General features: G+C 40.9%; 16 protein-coding genes. 5 read left to right on the top strand and 11 right to left on the bottom strand.

Going from position 1 to position 19,811, the window contains the following annotated elements:
• Positions 1-91: 91 nt before the first annotated feature.
• Positions 92-1,258, top strand: coding sequence for a hypothetical protein (locus LEUCM_RS05020; protein WP_016265496.1), 1,167 nt, complete (start codon positions 92-94; stop codon positions 1,256-1,258).
• A 32-nt stretch (positions 1,259-1,290) separates the two neighbouring features.
• Here the strand turns inward: LEUCM_RS05020 and LEUCM_RS05015 are convergent, their stop codons facing one another.
• The 8 genes from LEUCM_RS05015 to ykzS form a co-directional block, all read right to left on the bottom strand.
• The gene (locus LEUCM_RS05015; protein WP_016265497.1) at positions 1,291-2,586 is read right to left on the bottom strand and encodes a PTS sugar transporter subunit IIC; all 1,296 of its coding nucleotides are present in this window, start codon (positions 2,584-2,586) and stop codon (positions 1,291-1,293) included.
• Between the two features lie 245 nt (positions 2,587-2,831).
• On the bottom strand, positions 2,832-3,413 hold the full coding sequence (gene nrdG / locus LEUCM_RS05010; RefSeq protein WP_016265498.1) for an anaerobic ribonucleoside-triphosphate reductase activating protein: 582 nt from the start codon (positions 3,411-3,413) through the stop codon (positions 2,832-2,834).
• Positions 3,414-3,440: 27 nt separating this feature from the next.
• On the bottom strand, positions 3,441-5,657 hold the full coding sequence (gene nrdD / locus LEUCM_RS05005) for an anaerobic ribonucleoside-triphosphate reductase (RefSeq protein WP_016265499.1): 2,217 nt from the start codon (positions 5,655-5,657) through the stop codon (positions 3,441-3,443).
• Between the two features lie 200 nt (positions 5,658-5,857).
• On the bottom strand, positions 5,858-7,927 hold the full coding sequence (locus LEUCM_RS05000; protein ID WP_025016061.1) for a heavy metal translocating P-type ATPase: 2,070 nt from the start codon (positions 7,925-7,927) through the stop codon (positions 5,858-5,860).
• Between the two features lie 2 nt (positions 7,928-7,929).
• Complete coding sequence (locus tag LEUCM_RS04995; RefSeq protein ID WP_025016062.1) at positions 7,930-8,370, bottom strand: CopY/TcrY family copper transport repressor; 441 nt, start codon at positions 8,368-8,370, stop codon at positions 7,930-7,932.
• Between the two features lie 148 nt (positions 8,371-8,518).
• A complete protein-coding gene (gene ptsP, locus LEUCM_RS04990) occupies positions 8,519-10,240 on the bottom strand; it encodes a phosphoenolpyruvate--protein phosphotransferase (protein WP_035148600.1) in 1,722 nt (573 codons plus the stop codon).
• Positions 10,240-10,506, bottom strand: a complete 267-nt coding sequence (locus LEUCM_RS04985; protein ID WP_004265632.1) for a phosphocarrier protein HPr — start codon at positions 10,504-10,506, stop codon at positions 10,240-10,242. Before LEUCM_RS04985 ends, ptsP begins: the two co-directional genes overlap by 1 nt.
• Before the next feature lie 142 nt (positions 10,507-10,648).
• Positions 10,649-10,840, bottom strand: a complete 192-nt coding sequence (ykzS, locus tag LEUCM_RS04980) for a protein YkzS (protein WP_011375155.1) — start codon at positions 10,838-10,840, stop codon at positions 10,649-10,651.
• Positions 10,841-11,073: 233 nt separating this feature from the next.
• Here ykzS and LEUCM_RS04975 point away from each other — a divergent pair, with 233 nt between their 5' ends.
• The 4 genes from LEUCM_RS04975 to LEUCM_RS04960 all read left to right on the top strand — a co-directional run bounded on the left by LEUCM_RS04975 (position 11,074) and on the right by LEUCM_RS04960 (position 15,482).
• Positions 11,074-13,239, top strand: coding sequence for an ATP-dependent Clp protease ATP-binding subunit (locus LEUCM_RS04975; protein ID WP_025016064.1), 2,166 nt, complete (start codon positions 11,074-11,076; stop codon positions 13,237-13,239).
• A 107-nt stretch (positions 13,240-13,346) separates the two neighbouring features.
• On the top strand, positions 13,347-13,643 hold the full coding sequence (locus LEUCM_RS04970; RefSeq protein ID WP_011375157.1) for a DUF1827 family protein: 297 nt from the start codon (positions 13,347-13,349) through the stop codon (positions 13,641-13,643).
• 124 nt (positions 13,644-13,767) lie between these two features.
• Positions 13,768-14,190, top strand: coding sequence for a PPC domain-containing DNA-binding protein (locus LEUCM_RS04965; protein WP_011375158.1), 423 nt, complete (start codon positions 13,768-13,770; stop codon positions 14,188-14,190).
• 206 nt (positions 14,191-14,396) lie between these two features.
• The gene (locus LEUCM_RS04960; protein WP_025016065.1) at positions 14,397-15,482 is read left to right on the top strand and encodes a MucBP domain-containing protein; all 1,086 of its coding nucleotides are present in this window, start codon (positions 14,397-14,399) and stop codon (positions 15,480-15,482) included.
• 112 nt (positions 15,483-15,594) lie between these two features.
• Here the strand turns inward: LEUCM_RS04960 and LEUCM_RS04955 are convergent, their stop codons facing one another.
• The 3 genes from LEUCM_RS04955 to LEUCM_RS04945 all read right to left on the bottom strand — a co-directional run bounded on the left by LEUCM_RS04955 (position 15,595) and on the right by LEUCM_RS04945 (position 19,788).
• The gene (locus tag LEUCM_RS04955) at positions 15,595-17,172 is read right to left on the bottom strand and encodes a peptide chain release factor 3 (protein WP_011375160.1); all 1,578 of its coding nucleotides are present in this window, start codon (positions 17,170-17,172) and stop codon (positions 15,595-15,597) included.
• 30 nt (positions 17,173-17,202) lie between these two features.
• Positions 17,203-18,543, bottom strand: a complete 1,341-nt coding sequence (locus LEUCM_RS04950) for a hemolysin family protein (RefSeq protein WP_056936435.1) — start codon at positions 18,541-18,543, stop codon at positions 17,203-17,205.
• 138 nt (positions 18,544-18,681) lie between these two features.
• Entirely contained in the window at positions 18,682-19,788 is a 1,107-nt protein-coding gene (locus tag LEUCM_RS04945; protein WP_011375162.1) for an AI-2E family transporter, read from the bottom strand.
• Positions 19,789-19,811 lie beyond the last annotated feature (23 nt).

Raw genomic sequence — 19,811 nt, 5'->3', positions numbered from 1 at the left:
CCTTTTTGAAGGTGGTACTAGCCGATTTTTTTATTCACTGACTCATGCAACTGTTATAATAAGCACATTAACCAGCGAAAGGAACCAACGCATGCGCAAAACAATCATCTTAACCCTCGCTTCACTACTCTTGCTTACCGGCTGTGGTGTTCAAGCTAAAAAAACGACCCAATCAACCAAAAGTACGAAACAAGCAACCATCACTAACGTCAAACCAACCACAGAAAAAATCATCCAAGGTGCCACTCAAACTTGGACCTTCGGCAAAAGGGTTGGTTCACAACAAACAACCAAAGGTGTGTCTGAGCAATTAACCATCTCGCCGACCACCAGAAGCGATGCCCAAATTAACTGGACAACCGGCCAAGGTCAAATTTCTGGTAATACAGTGGTCTACAATCAAGTATCGTTTAAAACCTGGTCTCGGAAAACACGACAAAGCGTTACTAAAGAAGGTCAAGATGATCTTCACTTTATGTCGGTCACTCAAATTAACCAGACACTCAAAAAATTAGGTGCCAATTTCAAAATCGGTAGTTTAAATGATCTTATTTATCTAGAAACAAAGACTAAAACGATGGTTCTTCCTGAAGCGGTCATTGCCAAAGACGACCACCTATACACTATTAATATCGAATACATTACGACTGATCACACCCAAACCCTAGAACGTGGTGAAGTCTTCAATAGTACCGCAACCCAACAAAAAACAACGCAAGTCCCCTTAACGCAGTTAAATGGTACTTGGACTGCAACCGGCACAACGGCCAGCGCTAACGATAGCGGCAAAGTACTCGTCAAAGACGGCTACCTCTATCAACAACGCTATGACAGTTATGAACGCTCCGCAATTCAATCGCTGGCTTCCGAATCGGCCGCCGCCCTTAGAAAAAGCGCGATGTTCACCGATCAGCAAAGTTCTGCAGCCAAAGCTGGCTACCAACTCACTGGTAAATCAGTTGCCAGTGGCGATAGTATCGGGTACCTCTACCTCTTTGTTAACAATCAAAAATTAGTCCGCATTGGCGAAGGTCTTGCGACCGACTACCAAAAAACAAGCGACCAAGTCTCTGAAAAAGAGTTACCGCAACAAAGTATCACGATTTTCAAGCAGATGGATGCTAAATATCCTGGCGAGGTTGCTTCAACAATCACCACTAAAGCGGATGCTCCAATCGTCGGTATGAGCGCTAGTATCAACTATTTGACGGATGTTACTGCCGGTCAAATTACGGAAAATAAATCAGTTACAAACTAAAAAAGGAAGACGCTAAGCGTCTTCCTTTTTTATTAGGCAGCTTCTTGTTGTTCACGGGCTGCTTCTTCTTTTAATGCCATTGATGTGGCAATCTTGATAAATGGCAAGTAGATAATCGTTGAAACGAGTAAGTTAACTGCGGCTAAAACCCCGCCTTGCCAACTAACAGTTGCCATAATCCCACCGATAATTGGTGGTGTTACCCAAGGTGGCATGATGGTTGCTGCTGGCACTAACCCTGTGCTCGTTGCAAAGTAAGCAATTGTCACTAAGACCATTGGTGTCACAATATATGGAATGAATAGAATTGGATTTAATACAATTGGTAAGCCGAAAGTTAATGGTTCGTTGATATTGAAAACGCCAGGTGCGGCACTTAAGTTACCAACAACCATGTATTGTTTGTTCTTACGGCCAACTAACCAGATAGCGAAAATCAAACCTAATGTTGCGCCTGTACCACCCAAGTTAACAAATGAATCAAAGAATGGTTTGTTAACGATGTAAGGGGCTACTTTACCAGCTTTAATCGCTGTGATGTTAGCTGTAATAGCAGGTGCATTGATAGTTTGCATGAATGGTTCGATCATGTTGGCACCGTGTAACCCGAAGAACCATAAGAATGGTGTAATGAATGCTAATAATAAAGCTGAAGGATAGCTGTTTGCAAGCCCTTGGAATGGTTCTTGAACGGCTTTGTAGAATGATGTCACGATATTTTCAATACCAAAACCTAATAAAATTGTTGCGAATAATGCAAAAATAGAAATGGTAATCATTGATGGTAATAAAGCAGCAAATGATTTAGCAACTGCAGGTGGTACCCCATCAGGCATCTTGATAACCAAGTGTTTGTTACCTAATAAGCGTCTGAGGATTTCAGTTGAAATCATTGCGACAATTAAGGCCACGAATAAGCCCATTGAATCCATGCCAGCCAAGCCACCAACAGCAAAGAAAGAACCTAATGCTGTGACGCCTGATGCTAGCGGATTAACATCGTAAGACTTACCTAAGTTATAGGCAACTAGGAAAACGATGAAGACAGACAAAATAGCAAATGTCCCGCTCCAAGCGTTCCCCCCAAATTTAGTCCAAATGTAAGCTTTGTCCGCGCCGGTACCAACTGTCTTTGAGAAAACACTATTCATAAAATTGGTATATGCCGGAATTGGTAAGTTATTGAGTAAGGTCGCAAAAGCACCTAAAATCATCAACGGCATTGTTGTCACAAAGGCATCCCGAATGGCAATTAGATGTCTTTGGTTCCCAACTTTAGCAGCAACTGGTAAGAATCGTTTCTCCATGAAACTGATAAATGAATCCATAAATCTCACTCCCTGTCCTGTTATTTAAAAGCCTATATAATTGCTATTACAAGTATTATCATAACGGCTTATGTAAGCGTTGCCAAATGATAGCCATACTAAAAAGCTTAAATTAGGAAGGTTTTCACTAATAACCAAAAGAAGCACCAACTCACTTAAATCCTGAGTGATGCTTCTTTTTTAATTTATACGGTATATACCATTCTCTTAAAATAAAATGTTATTTTTTTATTAGTGATGCATCGTTAATGGACTAATTTATCCCAAATAACGGGCTTACCAGCAACCAATGATTTCGGTACATCGATAATACGTTGGTTACTGCTGCCTCTAAATTGTAAGGTTAAATCCATCTTATCTTGCATAAAGCGACCGTCCACTAGAATATCGATTTGCGATAACAATTCCAGTTTATCGGGTGACTCGAGCATTAATTCTTCCCAAGTATAACCCGTCCACGACCAAACGTCCTTAGTCTGTCCGTAGGTTTCATGGATGCGATCAACCAATGACAGGCACGTTTTTGTATTTAAGAAAGGTTCGCCCCCCAGTAACGTCAACCCTTGAACATACGGTTGGCCAAGATCATCAATGATTTGGTCCTCCAGTTCTTTGGTGTAGGGCCGGCCATATTTAAAATTCTGGGCAATTCGGTTGTAACAACCTGGGCAGGCAAATAAACAGCCACTAACATACAAACTACAACGGACACCTTCACCATCAACAAAATTAAATGGTTTGTAATCCGCAATATAATCCTGACTAAGTTCTTCAGACAACCATTCTTGTGGTGCTGGGTTCTTAGGCCCGCGTTTCGTATTTCCCATTGAACAAACTCCTCAACTCAAAATCGTTTATTGTCTTGCAACGTTATTATTATCATTACCAATCGTGATGTGCATATGTTTGACACGACTTGAAATTTCCTTATGACGGCCGTGAACCATTGGCCGTTGTTGTGGGTTACCTAAATAACCACAAGTCCGTTTAACAACGTCACACGTTGCTGGATCTGTGTTCCCACATTGTGGGCATTGGAAGCCCCGTTCAGTTGGTTTAAAGTCACCCTTAAAGCCACACTTGAAACATTGATCAATTGGCGTATTGGTGCCTAAATAGCCAACACGGTCATAAGCGTAATCCCAAACAGCTTCTAGTGCCTTAGGATTTTGACGTAGATTTGGATATTCACAATAGTGAATAAAGCCACCGGCACAATATTTAGGATAATCTTTTTCGAAGTCTAACTTTTCAAATGGGGTTGGCGCCTTGCGAACATCATAATGGAAACTATTTGTGTAGTATTCCTTGTCCGTAATGTTTTCGACAATCCCAAATTTTTGCGTGTCTTTTTGGCAGAAAGTATTCGTTAAACTTTCAGCAGGTGTGCTATAAACTGAGAAATGATAACCATATTCTTTTTCCCAATCAACACAGTGGTTATAGAGGTCCTTAACCACGTCTAACGTGAATTGCTTAGCAGTTGCATCCTTTTCCCAATCTGAGCCAAAGAAGGCTGCACCGACTTCATAGAGGCCAATATAACCCAATGAAACTGTTGCGCGTGAATTCTTGAAAACTTCATCAACACTGTCCGTTTTCTTCAAGCGTTTGCCAAAAGCACCATAACGATAAAGAATTGGGGCGTTTTCAGGTTTAGCTTCCTTAGCACGTTCCACTTTGAAGACGAGGGCTTCCTTGCAGACCTTCAAGCGTTGTTCTAAAATTTCCCAGAACTTAGCTTGGTCACCAGCAGCTTCAAGCGCAATCCGTGGCAAGTTAACTGTTACAACACCCAAGTTCATACGGCCACTGTTGACCTCTTGTCCTTGTTCGTTTTTCCAGCCTTGTAAGAAACTCCGACAACCCATTGGTGCCTTAAATGAACCTGTTAATTCAACTAACTTGTCATACATTAAAACGTCAGGGTACATCCGCTTAGTTGCACATTCAACAGCTAGTTGTTTAATATCATAGTTTGGATCAGTTGGGGCTAAGTTTAAACCGCGTTTAACAGCAAAAACGAGTTTAGGGAAAATAGCCGTTCTCTTTTCCTTACCTAAACCTTCAATTCTAATTTCTAAGATTGCTTTTTGAATGGCACGTTCCATCCAACTTGTCCCTAAACCAAAGCCAAGTGTCGTGAATGGTGTTTGGCCTTGTGATGAATATAAAGTATTGATTTCATATTCCAATGCTTGCATCGCATCATAAATATCTTTTTCAGTCTTAGTTTGTGCGTAAGCTGTTTGTTTGGCTTCGCCATCAATCCAGTTTTTAGCATCAGTTAAATGCTTATCATAGTTCTTCTGTGCAAAAGGTGCCAATAATTCATCAACTCGATCAGCTGAACAGCCACCATATTGGCTAGAAGCAACGTTGGCAATGATTTGTGACATTTGTGCCGTAGCTGTTTGAATTGAATGTGGTGCTTCAACTTCGGCGTTCCCAATCTTAAAGCCATGATTCAACATTTCTTTAAAATCGATTAAACAACAGTTCGTCATTGGACTGTATGGTTGGTAATCCAAATCGTGCCAGTGAATTTCACCTTTTAGATGCGCATTGGCAACCTTAGGTGGCAACATCTTAAGGCCCATTGCCTTAGCGACGGTGCCGGCCGTTAAGTCCCGTTGTGTGTTAAACACTTGGCTATCCTTATTGGCATTTTCATTGACTACGGTTTGATCCTTAGCCAATAATTTTTGAATCGTAAAGTTAATATCAGTTGCTTTATTGCGGGCAAAATCCCGTTGTGTCCGATAATTAATATATTCCTGGGCGATGTCATATTGATGATGTTCTAATAGTTTGTGTTCAACAATATTTTGAATTTCATAGATTTTAACGTCTTTATCAAACCGCGCACCGACTTCGCTCACGACGTCGGTTGCCACTGAATTTAAAATTTGATAATCAAGTGGTTCTAATTCATCCTTAACGTTTTTAGCAGCTTTAATGACTGCTTGTTCAATTTTATCCGCTGAAAAGGGTAAAATACGTCCGTCACGTTTGACGACTTTAATCTCTAAATCCATTTTTGGGTCTTGTTCTTCACGTATTTCCAACATTGCACCAGTCTCCTTAAAAAAATCACTATCCCCATCATAGACGAATTCAAGATGCCAAGCAACTATATATAGTGTATTAGACATTAAAAAAGGCGTATACCAACTGTATGTCGTATACGCCAATTGTGCACAATTTTTTCTTTCCCGCGCCCTTATCAGGATTAGCCTGACGAGGTTCAAAAAAGGATTGACAAGTTTGCTTAATTTTTTAATTTTAATGTCATCGCATTAATTGCCACGACAATTGTTGAAAGCGACATCAAGATGGCACCAATCGCTGGACTTAAAATTAAGCCCCAAGCGGCAAATAAGCCACCCGCCAATGGAATTGCTAAAATGTTGTAACCAGCTCCCCACCAAAGGTTTTGCGTCATCTTCCGACTAGTAGCATGTGCTAAATTCAAGAAATGCATGATATCGTTCGGATTACTCTTAACCAAAATCACATCTGCGGAATCAATTGCGACATCCGTGCCCGCACCAATCGCAATCCCAATATCAGCTCGCGTCAAGCTAGGGGCATCGTTGACACCATCGCCAACCATCAAGACCACTTCACCCTTTGCTTGGTAATCTTGTACAAGTGCTTCCTTATCTTCTGGCTTCAAATTGGCTTGAACTGTCATACCACCCAATTGTTGCGCCACCTTTTCGGCAACCTGTTGATTATCCCCAGTCAACATCACCGGTTGGATATGACGCTTTTTCAATGCCTTGATAAACGCCAGTGCTTCTGGTTTCAACTGATCACCTTGTGCGACCAATCCTAAGACAGTTTGACCTTGAATTAAATAACTAATGGAATTACCTTTAGCAGCCAAAGTTTCAAAGGCTGCCGTATCAAATGCGATTTGCTTTTCTTGTAGATAATCGGCCGTAACGATTTGATAAGTTTGCCCTTCAATTGCGCCTGTCAGCCCGATTCCTTGAATCGTTTGTACATTTTCAGCTTGGGGCATCGTAATTTTTTCAGCGTCATTATAAGCCAAAATCCCAGTTGCCAATGGATGACTTGAGTGTCGTTCCAAGGCACCCATATAAGCCATCAATTGAGTTTTTGACATCTCGCCAGTTGGTTGAACCGCATTGACCTTAAAAGCCCCTTGCGTCAATGTCCCTGTTTTATCCATTAAAACCATCGTAATTTGATCTGCCACTTCAATGGCTTGGCGATTACGAATTAATAAGCCGTTAGTCGCTGCAATCGCTGTACTCCGAGCAACAACTAGTGGAATCGCTAAACCAAGTGCATGTGGACAAGCGATGATGAAGACCGTCACCATTCGTTCAAACGCAGTATTTAAATCAGCTAAGAAAAACCAACTGATAAAAGCAATAATCCCAGCCACTAACGCTGCGTAGAAAAGGTATTTAGCGACCTTATCGGCCAAACCTTCGACCTTTGACTTTTCTTGTTGTGCTTGTTTGATTAACTTCATCACCTGCGCTAAATAACCACTCTCACCAGTCCCCGTGACTTTAACGGTTAATGTCCCGTCGCCATTGACTGTTCCACCAATTACTTGGTCGCCAGTCTTTTTAGCAACTGCTTTGGCTTCACCAGTCACCAATGATTCGTTGACCTGACTTTGACCATTCACCACAAGACCATCCGCTGGGACTTTTTCACCTGCTGCCACCAACACGGTTTGGCCTTCTTGTAAATCCTTCAAATCAACAGCATGTTGCTGACCATCTTGATCGAGCACTTGTGCTTGGCCGGGTAATAAGGCTGCCATCTTCTCCATCGCACTCCCAGCGCTCATAACGGCGTTCATTTCAATCCAGTGACCTAACAACATGATAACGATTAACGTTGCCAGTTCCCAGAAGAAATCCATCACGTGCGTTTGTGTTGCCAAGAAATGGTTGGCAATAAAAGCATATAAACTATAACCGTACGATACCGTAATCCCCATCGCAATCAACGTCATCATCGCTGGGTTCTTCTCGGCCAATTCGCCCTTTGCACCTTTTAAGAAAGGCGCGCCGCCGTAAAAGAATAGGAAGGTTGCCAATAAGAGGACTAACCAATCCGAACCAGGGAACGTGGTTTGAAACGGTAATTTAATCCCCATAAAAGGCGATAATATAATAATGGGAATTGTTGCGACTAATGAGACCCAGAATTTCTGTTTCAAATTACCCATATGCATCATATGTCCACCATGCATCATCATATCGCCGTGATCATGGTCCATATCATGCATATCGTGCATGTCCATTTCCCCCATCTCATGATTGTGCATCTTCATATCATCGTGTTTCATCGTTATTCCTCCTTTTCACAGTCACATTTATTTGGCAAGCAGTCGCAAGCCACTTTTTCTGGTGCAGTAGCTGCTTTGGCTGTCAGTAATTGTTGTAACTGCAAAATATCCGTCTGACTCAAAGTCGTTTGATCAATTAAAGCGGCTAATGTCTGCCCTTTTTTCATACCACACAAGTGTTCAAAAAGACTTTGTGTGGCATTTTCCATCGCTTCAATCTCAGGAACGGTTGCCGTGTAATTAAACCGCCGCCCTTCCTTTTCTGTTTTTAAGAAGCCTTTTTTAACCAAGCGGCCAATCAATGTTTTGATGGTTGAATCTTGCCAATCGCGCTTTTGTTGAAGTAAATCAATCAAGTCACGACTGTTGACTTGACCAAGTGACCAGACAACGCGCATCACTTCCCATTCGGAAGTCGTAATTTCATTTGTATTTTCTGCCATCTCGTTCACATTCTTTCGTTTACATTTGTAATCATAGGTTCAGTTTACAATCCAGAAGCACTTCTGTCAATCATTAATACTTTTGCGTACAAAAAAGGGTGTTAAGACAAAATTACTTTTGTCTTAACACCCTTTAAAAAGTTTAAGCCTAACGATCTTTCATAAAATCTTCGACTAATTTTTGATTTTCTTCGTTGCTTGTATTGACGTTAACAGCTGTTTCAACCAAATCAGTTAATTCAGTTGTATCTAAACGTTTCATCAAACTACGAACTCGTAACACAGAAGTTGCACTCATTGAGAATTCATCTAAGCCCATCCCGACAAGGAGTGGTGCCATGATTGAATCTCCGGCAGCTTCCCCACACATACCAGTCCACTTACCTTCTTTATGAGAAGCGTCAATGACGTTCTTAATAAGACGTAAGATTGCTGGATTATAAGGTTGGTAAAGGTATGAAACACGTTCGTTCATCCGATCAGCAGCCATTGTGTATTGAATCAAGTCGTTCGTCCCGATACTGAAGAAATCGACTTCTTTAGCAAATTGGTTAGCCAATACAGCGCTGGCTGGAATTTCAACCATCATCCCAACTTGTAAATCGTCAGATACAGTTTGACCTGCAGCAATTAATTTTGCTTTTTCATCTTCGAGAATCCCTTTAGCTTGACGGAATTCAGCAACAGTTGCGATCATTGGGAACATGATCCGTAACTTACCATAGTTAGAAGCACGTAATAAGGCGCGCAATTGTGTTCTGAAAATATCATCACGATCTAAACTAATCCGAATTGCTCGGTAGCCTAAGAACGGATTCATTTCTTCTGGCAATGGTAAGTAAGGTAATTTCTTATCCCCACCAATATCCATTGTCCGCACAACAACTGGTTTGCCGTCCATACCTTCTAGAACTGATTTATAAGCTTCGAACTGGTCATCTTCACTAGGTAACTCAGCTGAATCCATATATAAGAATTCTGTCCGATATAAACCGATTGCTTCAGAGCCGTTTTCAAGAACACCAGCTAAATCTTTAGGTGTTCCGATATTAGCAGCAACCGTAAATGTTTTGCCGTCTTTAGTGACAGACTTTTCATTCTTTAGTTTTTCCCATTCTGCTTTTTGATCAGCAAAAGCTTGTGCCTTCACATCATATTCAGCAATATCAGCATCTGTAGGATCTAAAACAACATCACCATTAATACCATCGACAATTAATAAGTCGCCAGCTTTAACATCTTGTGTGACTGTTTCAGTCCCAACAATTGCAGGGATTTCTAAAGAACGTGCCATAATGGCAGAATGTGACGTCCGACCACCAACATCAGTTACAAAAGCCTTAACGAATTTACCGTTTAATTGGGCTGTGTCACTAGGTGTCAAGTCATGAGCAATCACAATTACTTCTTCATCAATTAATGCTGGGTTAGGGAGTGTTACCCCTAATAAATGACTGAGAACTCGCTTCGTAACATCTTTGATGTCAGCAGCACGTTCTTGCATGTATGCGTTATCAGTCATAGCCTCAAAAGTGGCCACGAATAAATCCGCGACCTCTTTCAACGCTTGCTCAGCATTAACCTTGTCATCATTGATTTTACCTTCGATAGCGCCGGTAAATTCTGGGTCTGCTAAAATCATCATGTGAGCGTCAAAAACTTGTGCTTCTTCTCCTAATGATTCAGCAGCAATCTTCCGAATGGTCTCTAGATCACTCGTAGAATCTTGTAAGGCCTTATGCAAACGATTAATCTCTTTTTCTGAATCTGAAATAGTTGATTTCGAAAATGACAAATCGGGTTGCACTAACATGTAGGCTTTCGCAGTAGCGATACCATCACTGGCAGCAATCCCTTTTAGTTTAGTCATTATTCAGATAAACCTTCCTTTTTCATTGTTTCTTCGATTGCGTTGATTGCGTCTGCTTCATCAGCACCTTCAGCAGAAATTGTAACGTCTGCGCCTTGGCCAACACCAAGTGACATAACGCCCATGATTGATTTCAAGTTTACAGATTTACCTTTGTATTCTAAGTTGACATCTGAGTTAAATTTGCTTGCTGTTTGTACCAATAATGTAGCTGGACGTGCGTGGATACCTGTGTCTGCTACTACGTGAAAATCGCGTTTTTCCATGTTAATCGATCCCCTTTTATCTAATTATAGATTTATTTTGGCCGAAATAAGTAGTCACTGATGGTGTCTACCCTTTCGAATATTAAGATTACCATTTTTTGAAAAATACTACAACAGTTTCGCTAACAAAATTAATGATAGTCTACACTATACCGCTTTCAGCGCAGCGATAAATCACTTGTCCATTTCGTTGGGCAGCGCCTACAATTTCTTTTCGGTGATCATAATTGACCCATACTTTCTGAAAGTCTAAAAACTCATCATGTTCAACGACAATGGTTTCTTTTTCGTGATTTAACAAGGCATCCATCTCCGCTAAAAAATCTCTTGCCATCTGAATCACTCCTTTATCACGTCTAGATAATTATTTTTAATGACCCTCTTTTCATTTATCAAGTAGCGTCACTGCCTCCAATTGTACGCAATTTTGACCCACAAATAAAGTTTTATTTTCGAGTTCGATTACTTGCAACTTTTTTTAGAGATGATTATAATTTATTCAAGGTCAAAGATAGTCAAACAAACTTTGACGTTACATTTAATAGGCGAAAGGTTGTGACAGATTAAATGCTTTGTCAAAATTGTCAAAAAAATCCAGCAACAATCCATCTCTACACTAGCGTCAATGGTCAAAACCAAGCCATTAACCTTTGTCAAAACTGTTATCAAGCACTAAAGCAACAAGGAATGAGTAGTCAATATAATGATCCCTTTGGTTTTAGTAATCTTGATGAACTCTTCAATGCAATCAACAATCCAAACGCTGAACGCAATGCTGCTAACCAAGGCCCCCAAACACAAGGTGGCCGTAATGGCGGCGGTAACAACGGTCAAAATGGTGAAAGTCTACTCAGCCAATTTGGTGTGAACCTCACCAACCTTGCTAAGGGTGGTCAAATTGATCCGGTGATTGGTCGCGATAAGGAAATCGCGCGCGTCATCGAAATTCTCAATCGGCGTACCAAGAATAATCCAGTCTTAATTGGTGAAGCCGGCGTTGGTAAAACAGCCGTTGTCGAAGGTTTAGCGCAAAAAATTGCCGATGGCGACGTTCCTGCTAAATTAAAGGATCGCCAAGTGATTCGCTTGGATGTCGTTTCATTAGTACAAGGGACTGGTATTCGCGGTCAATTTGAAGAACGGATGCAACAGTTGATCACTGAGCTCAAACAAAATAAGCAGATTATCCTCTTTATTGATGAAATTCACGAAATCGTTGGCGCCGGCAATGCTGAAGGCGGCATGGATGCTGGTAACGTGTTGAAGCCAGCTCTTGCGCGTGGCGAATTACAACTCGTTGGCGCCACAACTAATAATGAATTCCGTCAGATTGAAAAAGACGCAGCCCTTGCACGTCGTCTTCAACCGGTCGCGGTCAACGAACCATCTGTTGACGAAACCGTTCTAATTCTCAAAGGGCTTCAAGATAAATACGAAAGTTATCACCACGTTCACTATACGGACGAGGCGCTTAAAGCAGCAGCGGCCCTTTCTAGTCGTTATATCCAAGATCGTTATTTGCCTGATAAGGCTATCGACCTTTTGGATGAAGCAGGCTCTAAGAAAAACTTGACGATTACCTTGATGGATCCTAAGGAATTAGAAGCCAAGATTAAATCTGCAGAAGCACAAAAACAAGAAGCCCTCAAACAAGAAGATTACGAAAAAGCAGCTACCTATCGTGATCAAGTCACACAGCTCTCTGAAATGAAAGCTAATAATTCAGTTGAAAAATCCCAAGAACCAACAATCACCGAAAAGGATATGGAAAAAATTGTCGAAGAAAAAACCCATATTCCAGTTGGCGAATTAAAGGCGCAAGAACAAGCTCAACTTAAAAACTTAGCGCAAGATCTTGAAGCACGTGTCATTGGTCAAGATACCGCAGTTGATAAAGTCGCTCGTTCAATTCGTCGTAGTCGAATTGGCTTTAATAAATCCGGCCGACCAATTGGCTCCTTCCTCTTTGTTGGCCCAACCGGGGTTGGTAAAACGGAATTAGCCAAACAAATTGCCAAAGAACTCTTTGGCAGTACCGATGCGATGATTCGCTTTGATATGAGTGAATACATGGAGAAATTCAGTGTGTCAAAATTGATTGGTTCACCTCCTGGCTACGTTGGTTACGAAGAAGCCGGGCAATTAACGGAACAAGTTCGTCGGAACCCTTATAGTTTGATTCTTTTGGATGAAATCGAAAAGGCTCACCCTGACGTTATGCACATGTTCTTACAAATTCTAGATGACGGTCGTCTAACCGATTCACAAGGTCGGACTGTCAGCTTCAAAGACACAATCATTATCATGACGTCTAACGCTGGACAAACTGATGCTGAGGCTAACGTTGGTTTCGGTGCAGCTGTCGCTGGCCAAACCCATTCAATTCTCGATCAGTTAACGAACTACTTTAAACCAGAATTCTTAAATCGTTTCGACGATATTATTGAATTCCAACCATTAAGTAAAGATAATCTATTGAAGATTGTCAGCTTAATGCTTGATCAAACTAACGCGATGATTGCCGATCAAGGCCTCCACATTGCTGTGACGGATGACGCTAAATCTAAATTAGTCGATTTGGGCTACAACCCTGAAATGGGCGCTCGGCCACTACGTCGTGTCATTCAAGAACAAATTGAAGACCGCGTTGCTGATTATTATTTAGATCATCCAGAACATAAGCAATTAAAAGCGCAGTTAAATGATGATCAGATTCAAATTGTGCAAGGATAATATCAAATATTAAGATTTATTATCATATTTTAAGATTAAATCCGTGTTATATAAATCGCTTTCAGTTATACTATTAGTAGGACTTAAATGATTAGGGAGTGATTAGTATGAGACTCATTAATATTACAAATTCTTATCACCGTTTAGTAACACAACAATTAGCAACCACTAAAGCCGACTATGTGAGCGTCTATTCGCTTGGCAAAACAACAGTCCTTTTCACCCGCTCATCTAAAACGCGTGAAATTCTTCTAAAAAATGACAAGCGACATATTCAACAAGCTGAAATTGATTTTGTACTCAAGGAATTAGTAGATATTGATTCAACCGACGATGTTGAAATCCTAAACGATGGCTCATTAGTTGAGATTACCATTCCAACCCCTTCTACTACCGCCTCTTAGACGGTTGAAAGCAGGCCACTACCGATAACTTTGGTAGTGGCTTTTTGTATGCAATCAAAATAATAGCAATTCGATATGGCATATCGTATAATACCCATTAAGCTTATTGAGGGAGGATTTTACGATGCAAACTGTTCAAAAAGGGCAACAAATTATTTGTCGTTTAGAAGTTGGCGATGAACTCATCACCGAATTGAAATATTTAGCCGCTACTTTACCGGACCAATTAGGTGCCATCTCAGGAATTGGTGCCTGCAATGATGTTACTGTCAGTATTTACTCACCAGACAGCGACAGCTACGTTGAAACGCGCAGCCAAGAACAGGTTGAACTCCTATCATTGAGTGGTAACGTTGAAAATGCGGATGGTAAGATTTCAACTCACTTGCACGCCAGTTTTGCCCGCTTAGACACAAGCGTTTTTGGCGGCCATCTTGAACGCGCCGTTATTTCAAGAACTGGCGAACTCGTCATCTCAATCGTCCCCCTTGCTGTTGGGCGTATCTTGCATCAACCAACCCAATTACAAGTACTCGATTTATCATAAAAGATGATTAAAAGGGATTAAGGCAAATAAAATTTTTGCCCTAATCCCTTTTTTTGCTAGCCAAATTAGTCAGCGGATAATGATGCCCTCTAAGGTGCACGCTTTTTATTTAAAATTCTAGCCAAATTAGTAACGATTATAAACCACTCTTTTTCTAATTTATGATAGACTAGTATTAAGTAAATAACGTTCCACAAGGAGTCCGTATGAATTTTATTAACCTGATTCAATCGTTATTTAGACGGCGGCCAAAGCGCCCAACCATTCAACCAGAGACGCACTTTAATCAAGCTACTCCTGAACCAGAAAACACAAATCAATTCTTCGAGACAGCTGATCAATTTGAAAAAGAACCCCAAGCGCAGCAAACTGAACATTTTGTCACAACACCTGTCCAACCACGCAAAAGTTCAGTGACGATCCACTACCTCAACCAAAATCGAATTCCACTGCGGCCTTCGATTACACTTTCTGGAGTAGTTGGCGCTACGCTTGATTTACCGTGGTTAAAATTTCCTGGCTACTATTTAGCCGAAATTACAAATTTAAAACAACATTTCCATGAAGACCCCACTAACATTTGGCTTTTTTATAAACCCCAATTAGCGGCACCAGTCATGGTACTTCATCAAGATTTAGAAGGTGGTTTGCTGATCAAACCCCAATTTTTACTTGGCGCTTTGAATGAACACTATCAAGCTAACCCGTTAGAAGGCGGTGTGAACTTCATCTATCGCACTTCTAGTAATCAAACAGGACGTTTTAGTGCTGAAACGCAGCTAGTACGGTTCCAATATGATCCACTTAATCTAAAATACAGCGATGCCCCTGATCAACCGTTTATTGAATTAACCGCATCGGTTGACACTTACAAACGGCCGACAGAAGAAGCACTCACAACGACCCGCTTACCTAAGAATGCAATTTGGAAAATTTATAGTTGTGCAACAGCTACCTCTGGTCAACAATGGTTCAACCTCGGTAGTTTTTGGATTTCACCCAAGCATTATGAACTCCATGCAACTAACCCTAAGGCAACGGTCGATTACCAAGTCCCCAAGTTTACCAATCAATATACGGTTATTGAAACCACACCGCTTAATTTAGATGCGACTTTGAATAACACAACGGCAACGTTATGGGCCGCGCCTTACGAAAAACCGGCTACCTATCGCCTTGCTTTGAAGACTCGCGTGCACGTCAAGCAAGTGATTGCGCTCGACAATCTCAGTCGGTGGTGTGAACTTGAAGGTGGGCAGTGGCTATTAGAATCACTACTAACATTTGACTAAAAAAACATTTTTCAACGCTATATAAAAAGAGGTCTTCTGACAAAATCGATTTTGTCAGAAGACCTCTTTTTGATTGTTTAAAAACGTGCTTAGCCACTAGGAATGCATGCTCTTATAATTTAGCTGTTAATTTAACTTCTGGGTACTTATCTTGGAACCAGCGTTCTGCAAATTTATTTTCAAATAAGAAGAGTGGTTGGTCGTGAATATCTTTCACCAGCAAGTTCCGTGATGATGACATACTTTGATCTAATTTTTCAGGATCAATCCAACGAGCTGTTCGTGAGCCGATTGGTTCCATAATCACTTCAGAATTATATTCATGTTGCATCCGATATTGGAAAACTTCAAATTGTAATTGACCAACAGCACCTAGAATATAGTCGCTTGTTGTGTATGTCTTGTACAATTGGATGGCCCCTTCTTGAACCAATTGTTGAATCCCTTTATGGAATGATTTTTGCTTCATTACGTTTTTAGCAGTGACGCGCATAAATAATTCTGGTGTAAATTGTGGCAGTTTTTCAAACGAGATTGCTTCTTTACCAGTATGAATCGTATCACCGATTTGGAAGTTCCCTGTATCATACAACCCGACAATATCACCGGCAACCGCACTCGTTACTTGTTCACGAGCATCAGCCATAAATTCAGTTGAGTTATTCAACCGCATCTTCTTACCAGTCCGCGTCAACGTCACGTCAATCCCGCGTTGGAATTCACCTGAACAAACCCGTACAAAGGCAATTCGATCACGATGGGCTGGATTCATGTTAGCTTGAATCTTGAAGATGAACCCTGAGAAATCTTCATTCGTTGGTTCAACTTGTGTTTCTTCTTGTGTTTGATGAGCTTCTGGTGCTGGTGCCATATCAACAAAGGCTTCTAAGAAAGTCTTAACGCCAAAGTTTGTTAAGGCTGAACCAAAGAAGATTGGTGTTTGATCACCAGTAGCAATTTTAGCGGGATCGTAAGCATTACCCGCTTCACCGATTAATTCGATGTCATCTAGTGCTTGTGTGTAAACAGAATCTTCCTTCAAAGGATTATCGCCAGCAATCTTGCCTTCTTCATCTAAAGCAAGATAAGGATTGGCTTCATCTTCTGGCCGATACATTTCGATTCGTTTGTTAGCAATATCATATAGGCCACGTAAATCTTTACCCATCCCGATTGGCCAGTTCATAGCACAACCTTCGATATCCAATAATTCTTCTAATTCAGCAATTAAATCGAGTGGTTCGCGACCATCACGATCCAATTTATTCATGAATGTGAAAATTGGAATACCACGCATCTTGCAGACTTTAAATAATTTCTTAGTTTGGGGTTCGATCCCTTTAGCAGAATCAATTACCATGACAGCGGCATCCACCGCCATCAATGTCCGGTAAGTATCTTCTGAGAAATCCTCATGCCCTGGCGTATCTAAGATGTTAATCCGTTTACCAGCGTAATCGAACTGCATCACAGAACTTGTAACGGAAATCCCACGTTGCTTTTCAATATCCATCCAGTCAGATTTCGCAAACTGGCCACTCTTCTTCCCTTTAACGGTTCCGGCTTGACGAATCACGCCCCCGAATAATAAGAGTTGTTCAGTAATTGTTGTTTTCCCAGCATCCGGATGGGAAATAATTGCAAAAGTCCGCCGGCGTTCAACAGCCGTTTTTAATTCAGTTGGTGTCATTGTTAAATCCTCTCTTTAGTGCCAAAGTCATTAGGCCTCAGACGCATCATCTTTTGCAGCGACCGTCGTTGGTAATGTTAGTTTCAAATCTAATAAACGTGAACCGACTACCGAACCAGTTGTTAAAACAATGCCGTTCGGTAAATCGATTGATTCTGGATGACCACTGACAGGAATTGCACCAATCTCAGTAATCATAAACCCAGCAATCGTATCAACATCAGCGATTTGAATATCCGTCTGAAAGGCATCATTAAATTCATTAATTGGCATCCGGCCCATTGCCTTGTAGTGGGTCTCGTCAATCTTCTGATACAACACATCCGCCTTATCGGATTCATCTTCAATCTCGCCAACGATCTCTTCTAATAAATCTTCAATTGTGACTAGCCCAACAACGCCACCATATTCATCTAACAAGATGGCCATCTGGAGTTGAGTGCGTTTCATTTCGAATAATAAGTCATCAATCACAATTGTTTCAGGTACAAACAAGGGTTCTTTCATGACTGTTTCCAATTGTGTTTCTGAGAAGCCCTTCTCACGTGCTTCTCTTAGTAGGTTCTTGATGTGAACAATCCCTACAATTTGATCTTTATCATCCCGATAAACTGGGATTCGTGAAAATGGTTGTGCTAAAATAGCATCAATATTTTGGTCATTGTCCGCACAGATATCCACCATGAAGGCGTCCGTTCTGGGAACCATGACCTCTCTGGCCATCTTCTTATTAAGGGTAATAATCCCTTCTAACATTTCGTACTCGTCAGATTCTAAAACCCCTGCACTTTTCCCTGATTCGATCATATGAACCATCTCTTCACGGGTTAGTTTGGGTTCTGTCTCAGAAAAATCAATTGGCGTTAACTTCATCAAAACCGTCGTTGACGCTGATAGCAACCAAACGAATGGTCGCAATAAAACGCCAATGAAGCGAATCGGTTGAACTGCCGCCTTGGCAATCGCTTCTGAGCGATGCAGGGCAACTTGTTTGGGATATAATTCCCCAAAAACAAGTGAGATATAGGATAAGACAATCGTCACAATTAATACGGCTGCTTCCTTCGTCCAAGCCGCATTTCCTAAAAGGGGTGCTAATCTACCCGCAATGGTTGTGGCAGCACTCGCTGAAGATAAGAAACCAGCAAACGTAATGGCAACTTGGATCGTTGCTAAGAAATTATTGGAGTGGTTTAAAACCTCCACTAATAAGCGCGCCTTCTTATCGCCATTTTCTGCTTGGTTCTCCATCTTCGTGCGACTTAGTGATACTAGCGCAATTTCTGCCGCGGCAAAAAAAGCATTCACTAAGGTTAAAATTAAAATCAACAGTAACTGTCCCCACACCGGACTTCCAGGGTCAGGATTCATCGTCACATCCACTACCTTTCATCTTATAAATTATCGTATTGAGCCGATTAAGACCTACTATGCAGTATAGCATAGTCAAAAATGGAAATTCAACCCAGTAAGAGTCGTTAAAATCGCCTTCAAATCAGTCTTGTGCGATTATAATTTAGTCGCTTTATCGACTTTAGTGCGTAAAGCTTGAATATCGTATAAATAAACAACGACTGTTTTGGTAACGGCATAAAACGGAATTGCTAAAATCATCCCCAAAATACCGTAGATATTGCCGGCAACTAACAAGATAATGATAATCGTTAATGGGTGAATATCTAGGGAACGGCCAATCACATTAGGGTAAATCAAGTTCCCATCAATTTGTTGCACAATAACTACTACGACAATCACCATGATTGTTTTCGGAATTGAAATTGATAAACTAATAATTAAAGCAGGTGCAATCCCAATATAAGGACCAAGATATGGAATAATGTTGGAAACACCGGCGATAAAGCCCAATAAGTAGGCATATGGCATCCCAATAATCAGGTAACCAATAAAGGTGAAAACACCGACGAATAGACATTCTAGCGCCTGTCCGCCGATATAAGCTGAAATGGTTGCACCCATCTTACGTAATAAATCAGCGACTTGATCGTTATAACGATCTGGTAACATCTTTTGAATATTTGGAATGAGTCGATGACCGTCTTTTAACATATAAAAGAGCATGATTGGTACGGTAAAGACACCAATTGTCACACTCGTCACGGCCCCAATCATGCTGCCGAAACCACTGGTGAAACTCTTCATGATGTTTTCAGCAATCTTAGAAGGTTTTAAGTCTAATTGGTTAACGTATTTATTAACATCGATATTCTTCAAATGCGGATTTGTTGAGATCTTATCAATCATATCCTGCAAGCGATGCACATAATCTGGTAGATTCGTTACCACTTGTGTTACTTGATGGATTAATTGCGGAATCGCTAAGGCTACAATGAAGATAATCCCACCGAAAAAGACGATGAAAATAATCGCAATTGCCCATTTCCGTGATATTTTTAGCTTCCCCAGTAAATTAATCAATGGATTAAATAGGTAGAACAATAACCCTGCCCCAATGATTGGCCCAAACAAGGTTGAAATAAAGGTCCCTATTGGATCAAATAAGAAACTAATTTTAGTACAAACAAAAATTAAAACGGCCAAGATTAATAATTCAGTTGACCAAAACAACAATTTTGATTGACGCAAACGCTCAAACATAAACATTCCTCCACTTGACTTCA

It is taken from the genome of Latilactobacillus sakei subsp. sakei DSM 20017 = JCM 1157 (assembly GCF_002370355.1).
GTDB lineage: Bacteria > Bacillota > Bacilli > Lactobacillales > Lactobacillaceae > Latilactobacillus > Latilactobacillus sakei.
The sequence above is the reverse complement of the archived record's forward strand: the minus strand, read 5'-3'. Positions and strand labels throughout refer to the sequence as shown.

Bases quoted from the DNA above. Each gene is read 5' to 3' on its own strand.
- LEUCM_RS05020 (WP_016265496.1), top strand. From the start codon at position 92: ATGCGCAAAACAATCATCTTAACCCTCGCTTCACTACTCTTGCTTACC.
- LEUCM_RS05015 (WP_016265497.1), bottom strand. From the start codon at position 2,586: ATGGATTCATTTATCAGTTTCATGGAGAAACGATTCTTACCAGTTGCT.
- nrdG (WP_016265498.1), bottom strand. From the start codon at position 3,413: ATGGGAAATACGAAACGCGGGCCTAAGAACCCAGCACCACAAGAATGG.
- nrdD (WP_016265499.1), bottom strand. From the start codon at position 5,657: ATGTTGGAAATACGTGAAGAACAAGACCCAAAAATGGATTTAGAGATT.
- LEUCM_RS05000 (WP_025016061.1), bottom strand. From the start codon at position 7,927: ATGAAACACGATGATATGAAGATGCACAATCATGAGATGGGGGAAATG.
- LEUCM_RS04995 (WP_025016062.1), bottom strand. From the start codon at position 8,370: ATGGCAGAAAATACAAATGAAATTACGACTTCCGAATGGGAAGTGATG.
- ptsP (WP_035148600.1), bottom strand. From the start codon at position 10,240: ATGACTAAACTAAAAGGGATTGCTGCCAGTGATGGTATCGCTACTGCG.
- LEUCM_RS04985 (WP_004265632.1), bottom strand. From the start codon at position 10,506: ATGGAAAAACGCGATTTTCACGTAGTAGCAGACACAGGTATCCACGCA.
- ykzS (WP_011375155.1), bottom strand. From the start codon at position 10,840: ATGGCAAGAGATTTTTTAGCGGAGATGGATGCCTTGTTAAATCACGAA.
- LEUCM_RS04975 (WP_025016064.1), top strand. From the start codon at position 11,074: ATGCTTTGTCAAAATTGTCAAAAAAATCCAGCAACAATCCATCTCTAC.
- LEUCM_RS04970 (WP_011375157.1), top strand. From the start codon at position 13,347: ATGAGACTCATTAATATTACAAATTCTTATCACCGTTTAGTAACACAA.
- LEUCM_RS04965 (WP_011375158.1), top strand. From the start codon at position 13,768: ATGCAAACTGTTCAAAAAGGGCAACAAATTATTTGTCGTTTAGAAGTT.
- LEUCM_RS04960 (WP_025016065.1), top strand. From the start codon at position 14,397: ATGAATTTTATTAACCTGATTCAATCGTTATTTAGACGGCGGCCAAAG.
- LEUCM_RS04955 (WP_011375160.1), bottom strand. From the start codon at position 17,172: ATGACACCAACTGAATTAAAAACGGCTGTTGAACGCCGGCGGACTTTT.
- LEUCM_RS04950 (WP_056936435.1), bottom strand. From the start codon at position 18,543: ATGAATCCTGACCCTGGAAGTCCGGTGTGGGGACAGTTACTGTTGATT.
- LEUCM_RS04945 (WP_011375162.1), bottom strand. From the start codon at position 19,788: ATGTTTGAGCGTTTGCGTCAATCAAAATTGTTGTTTTGGTCAACTGAA.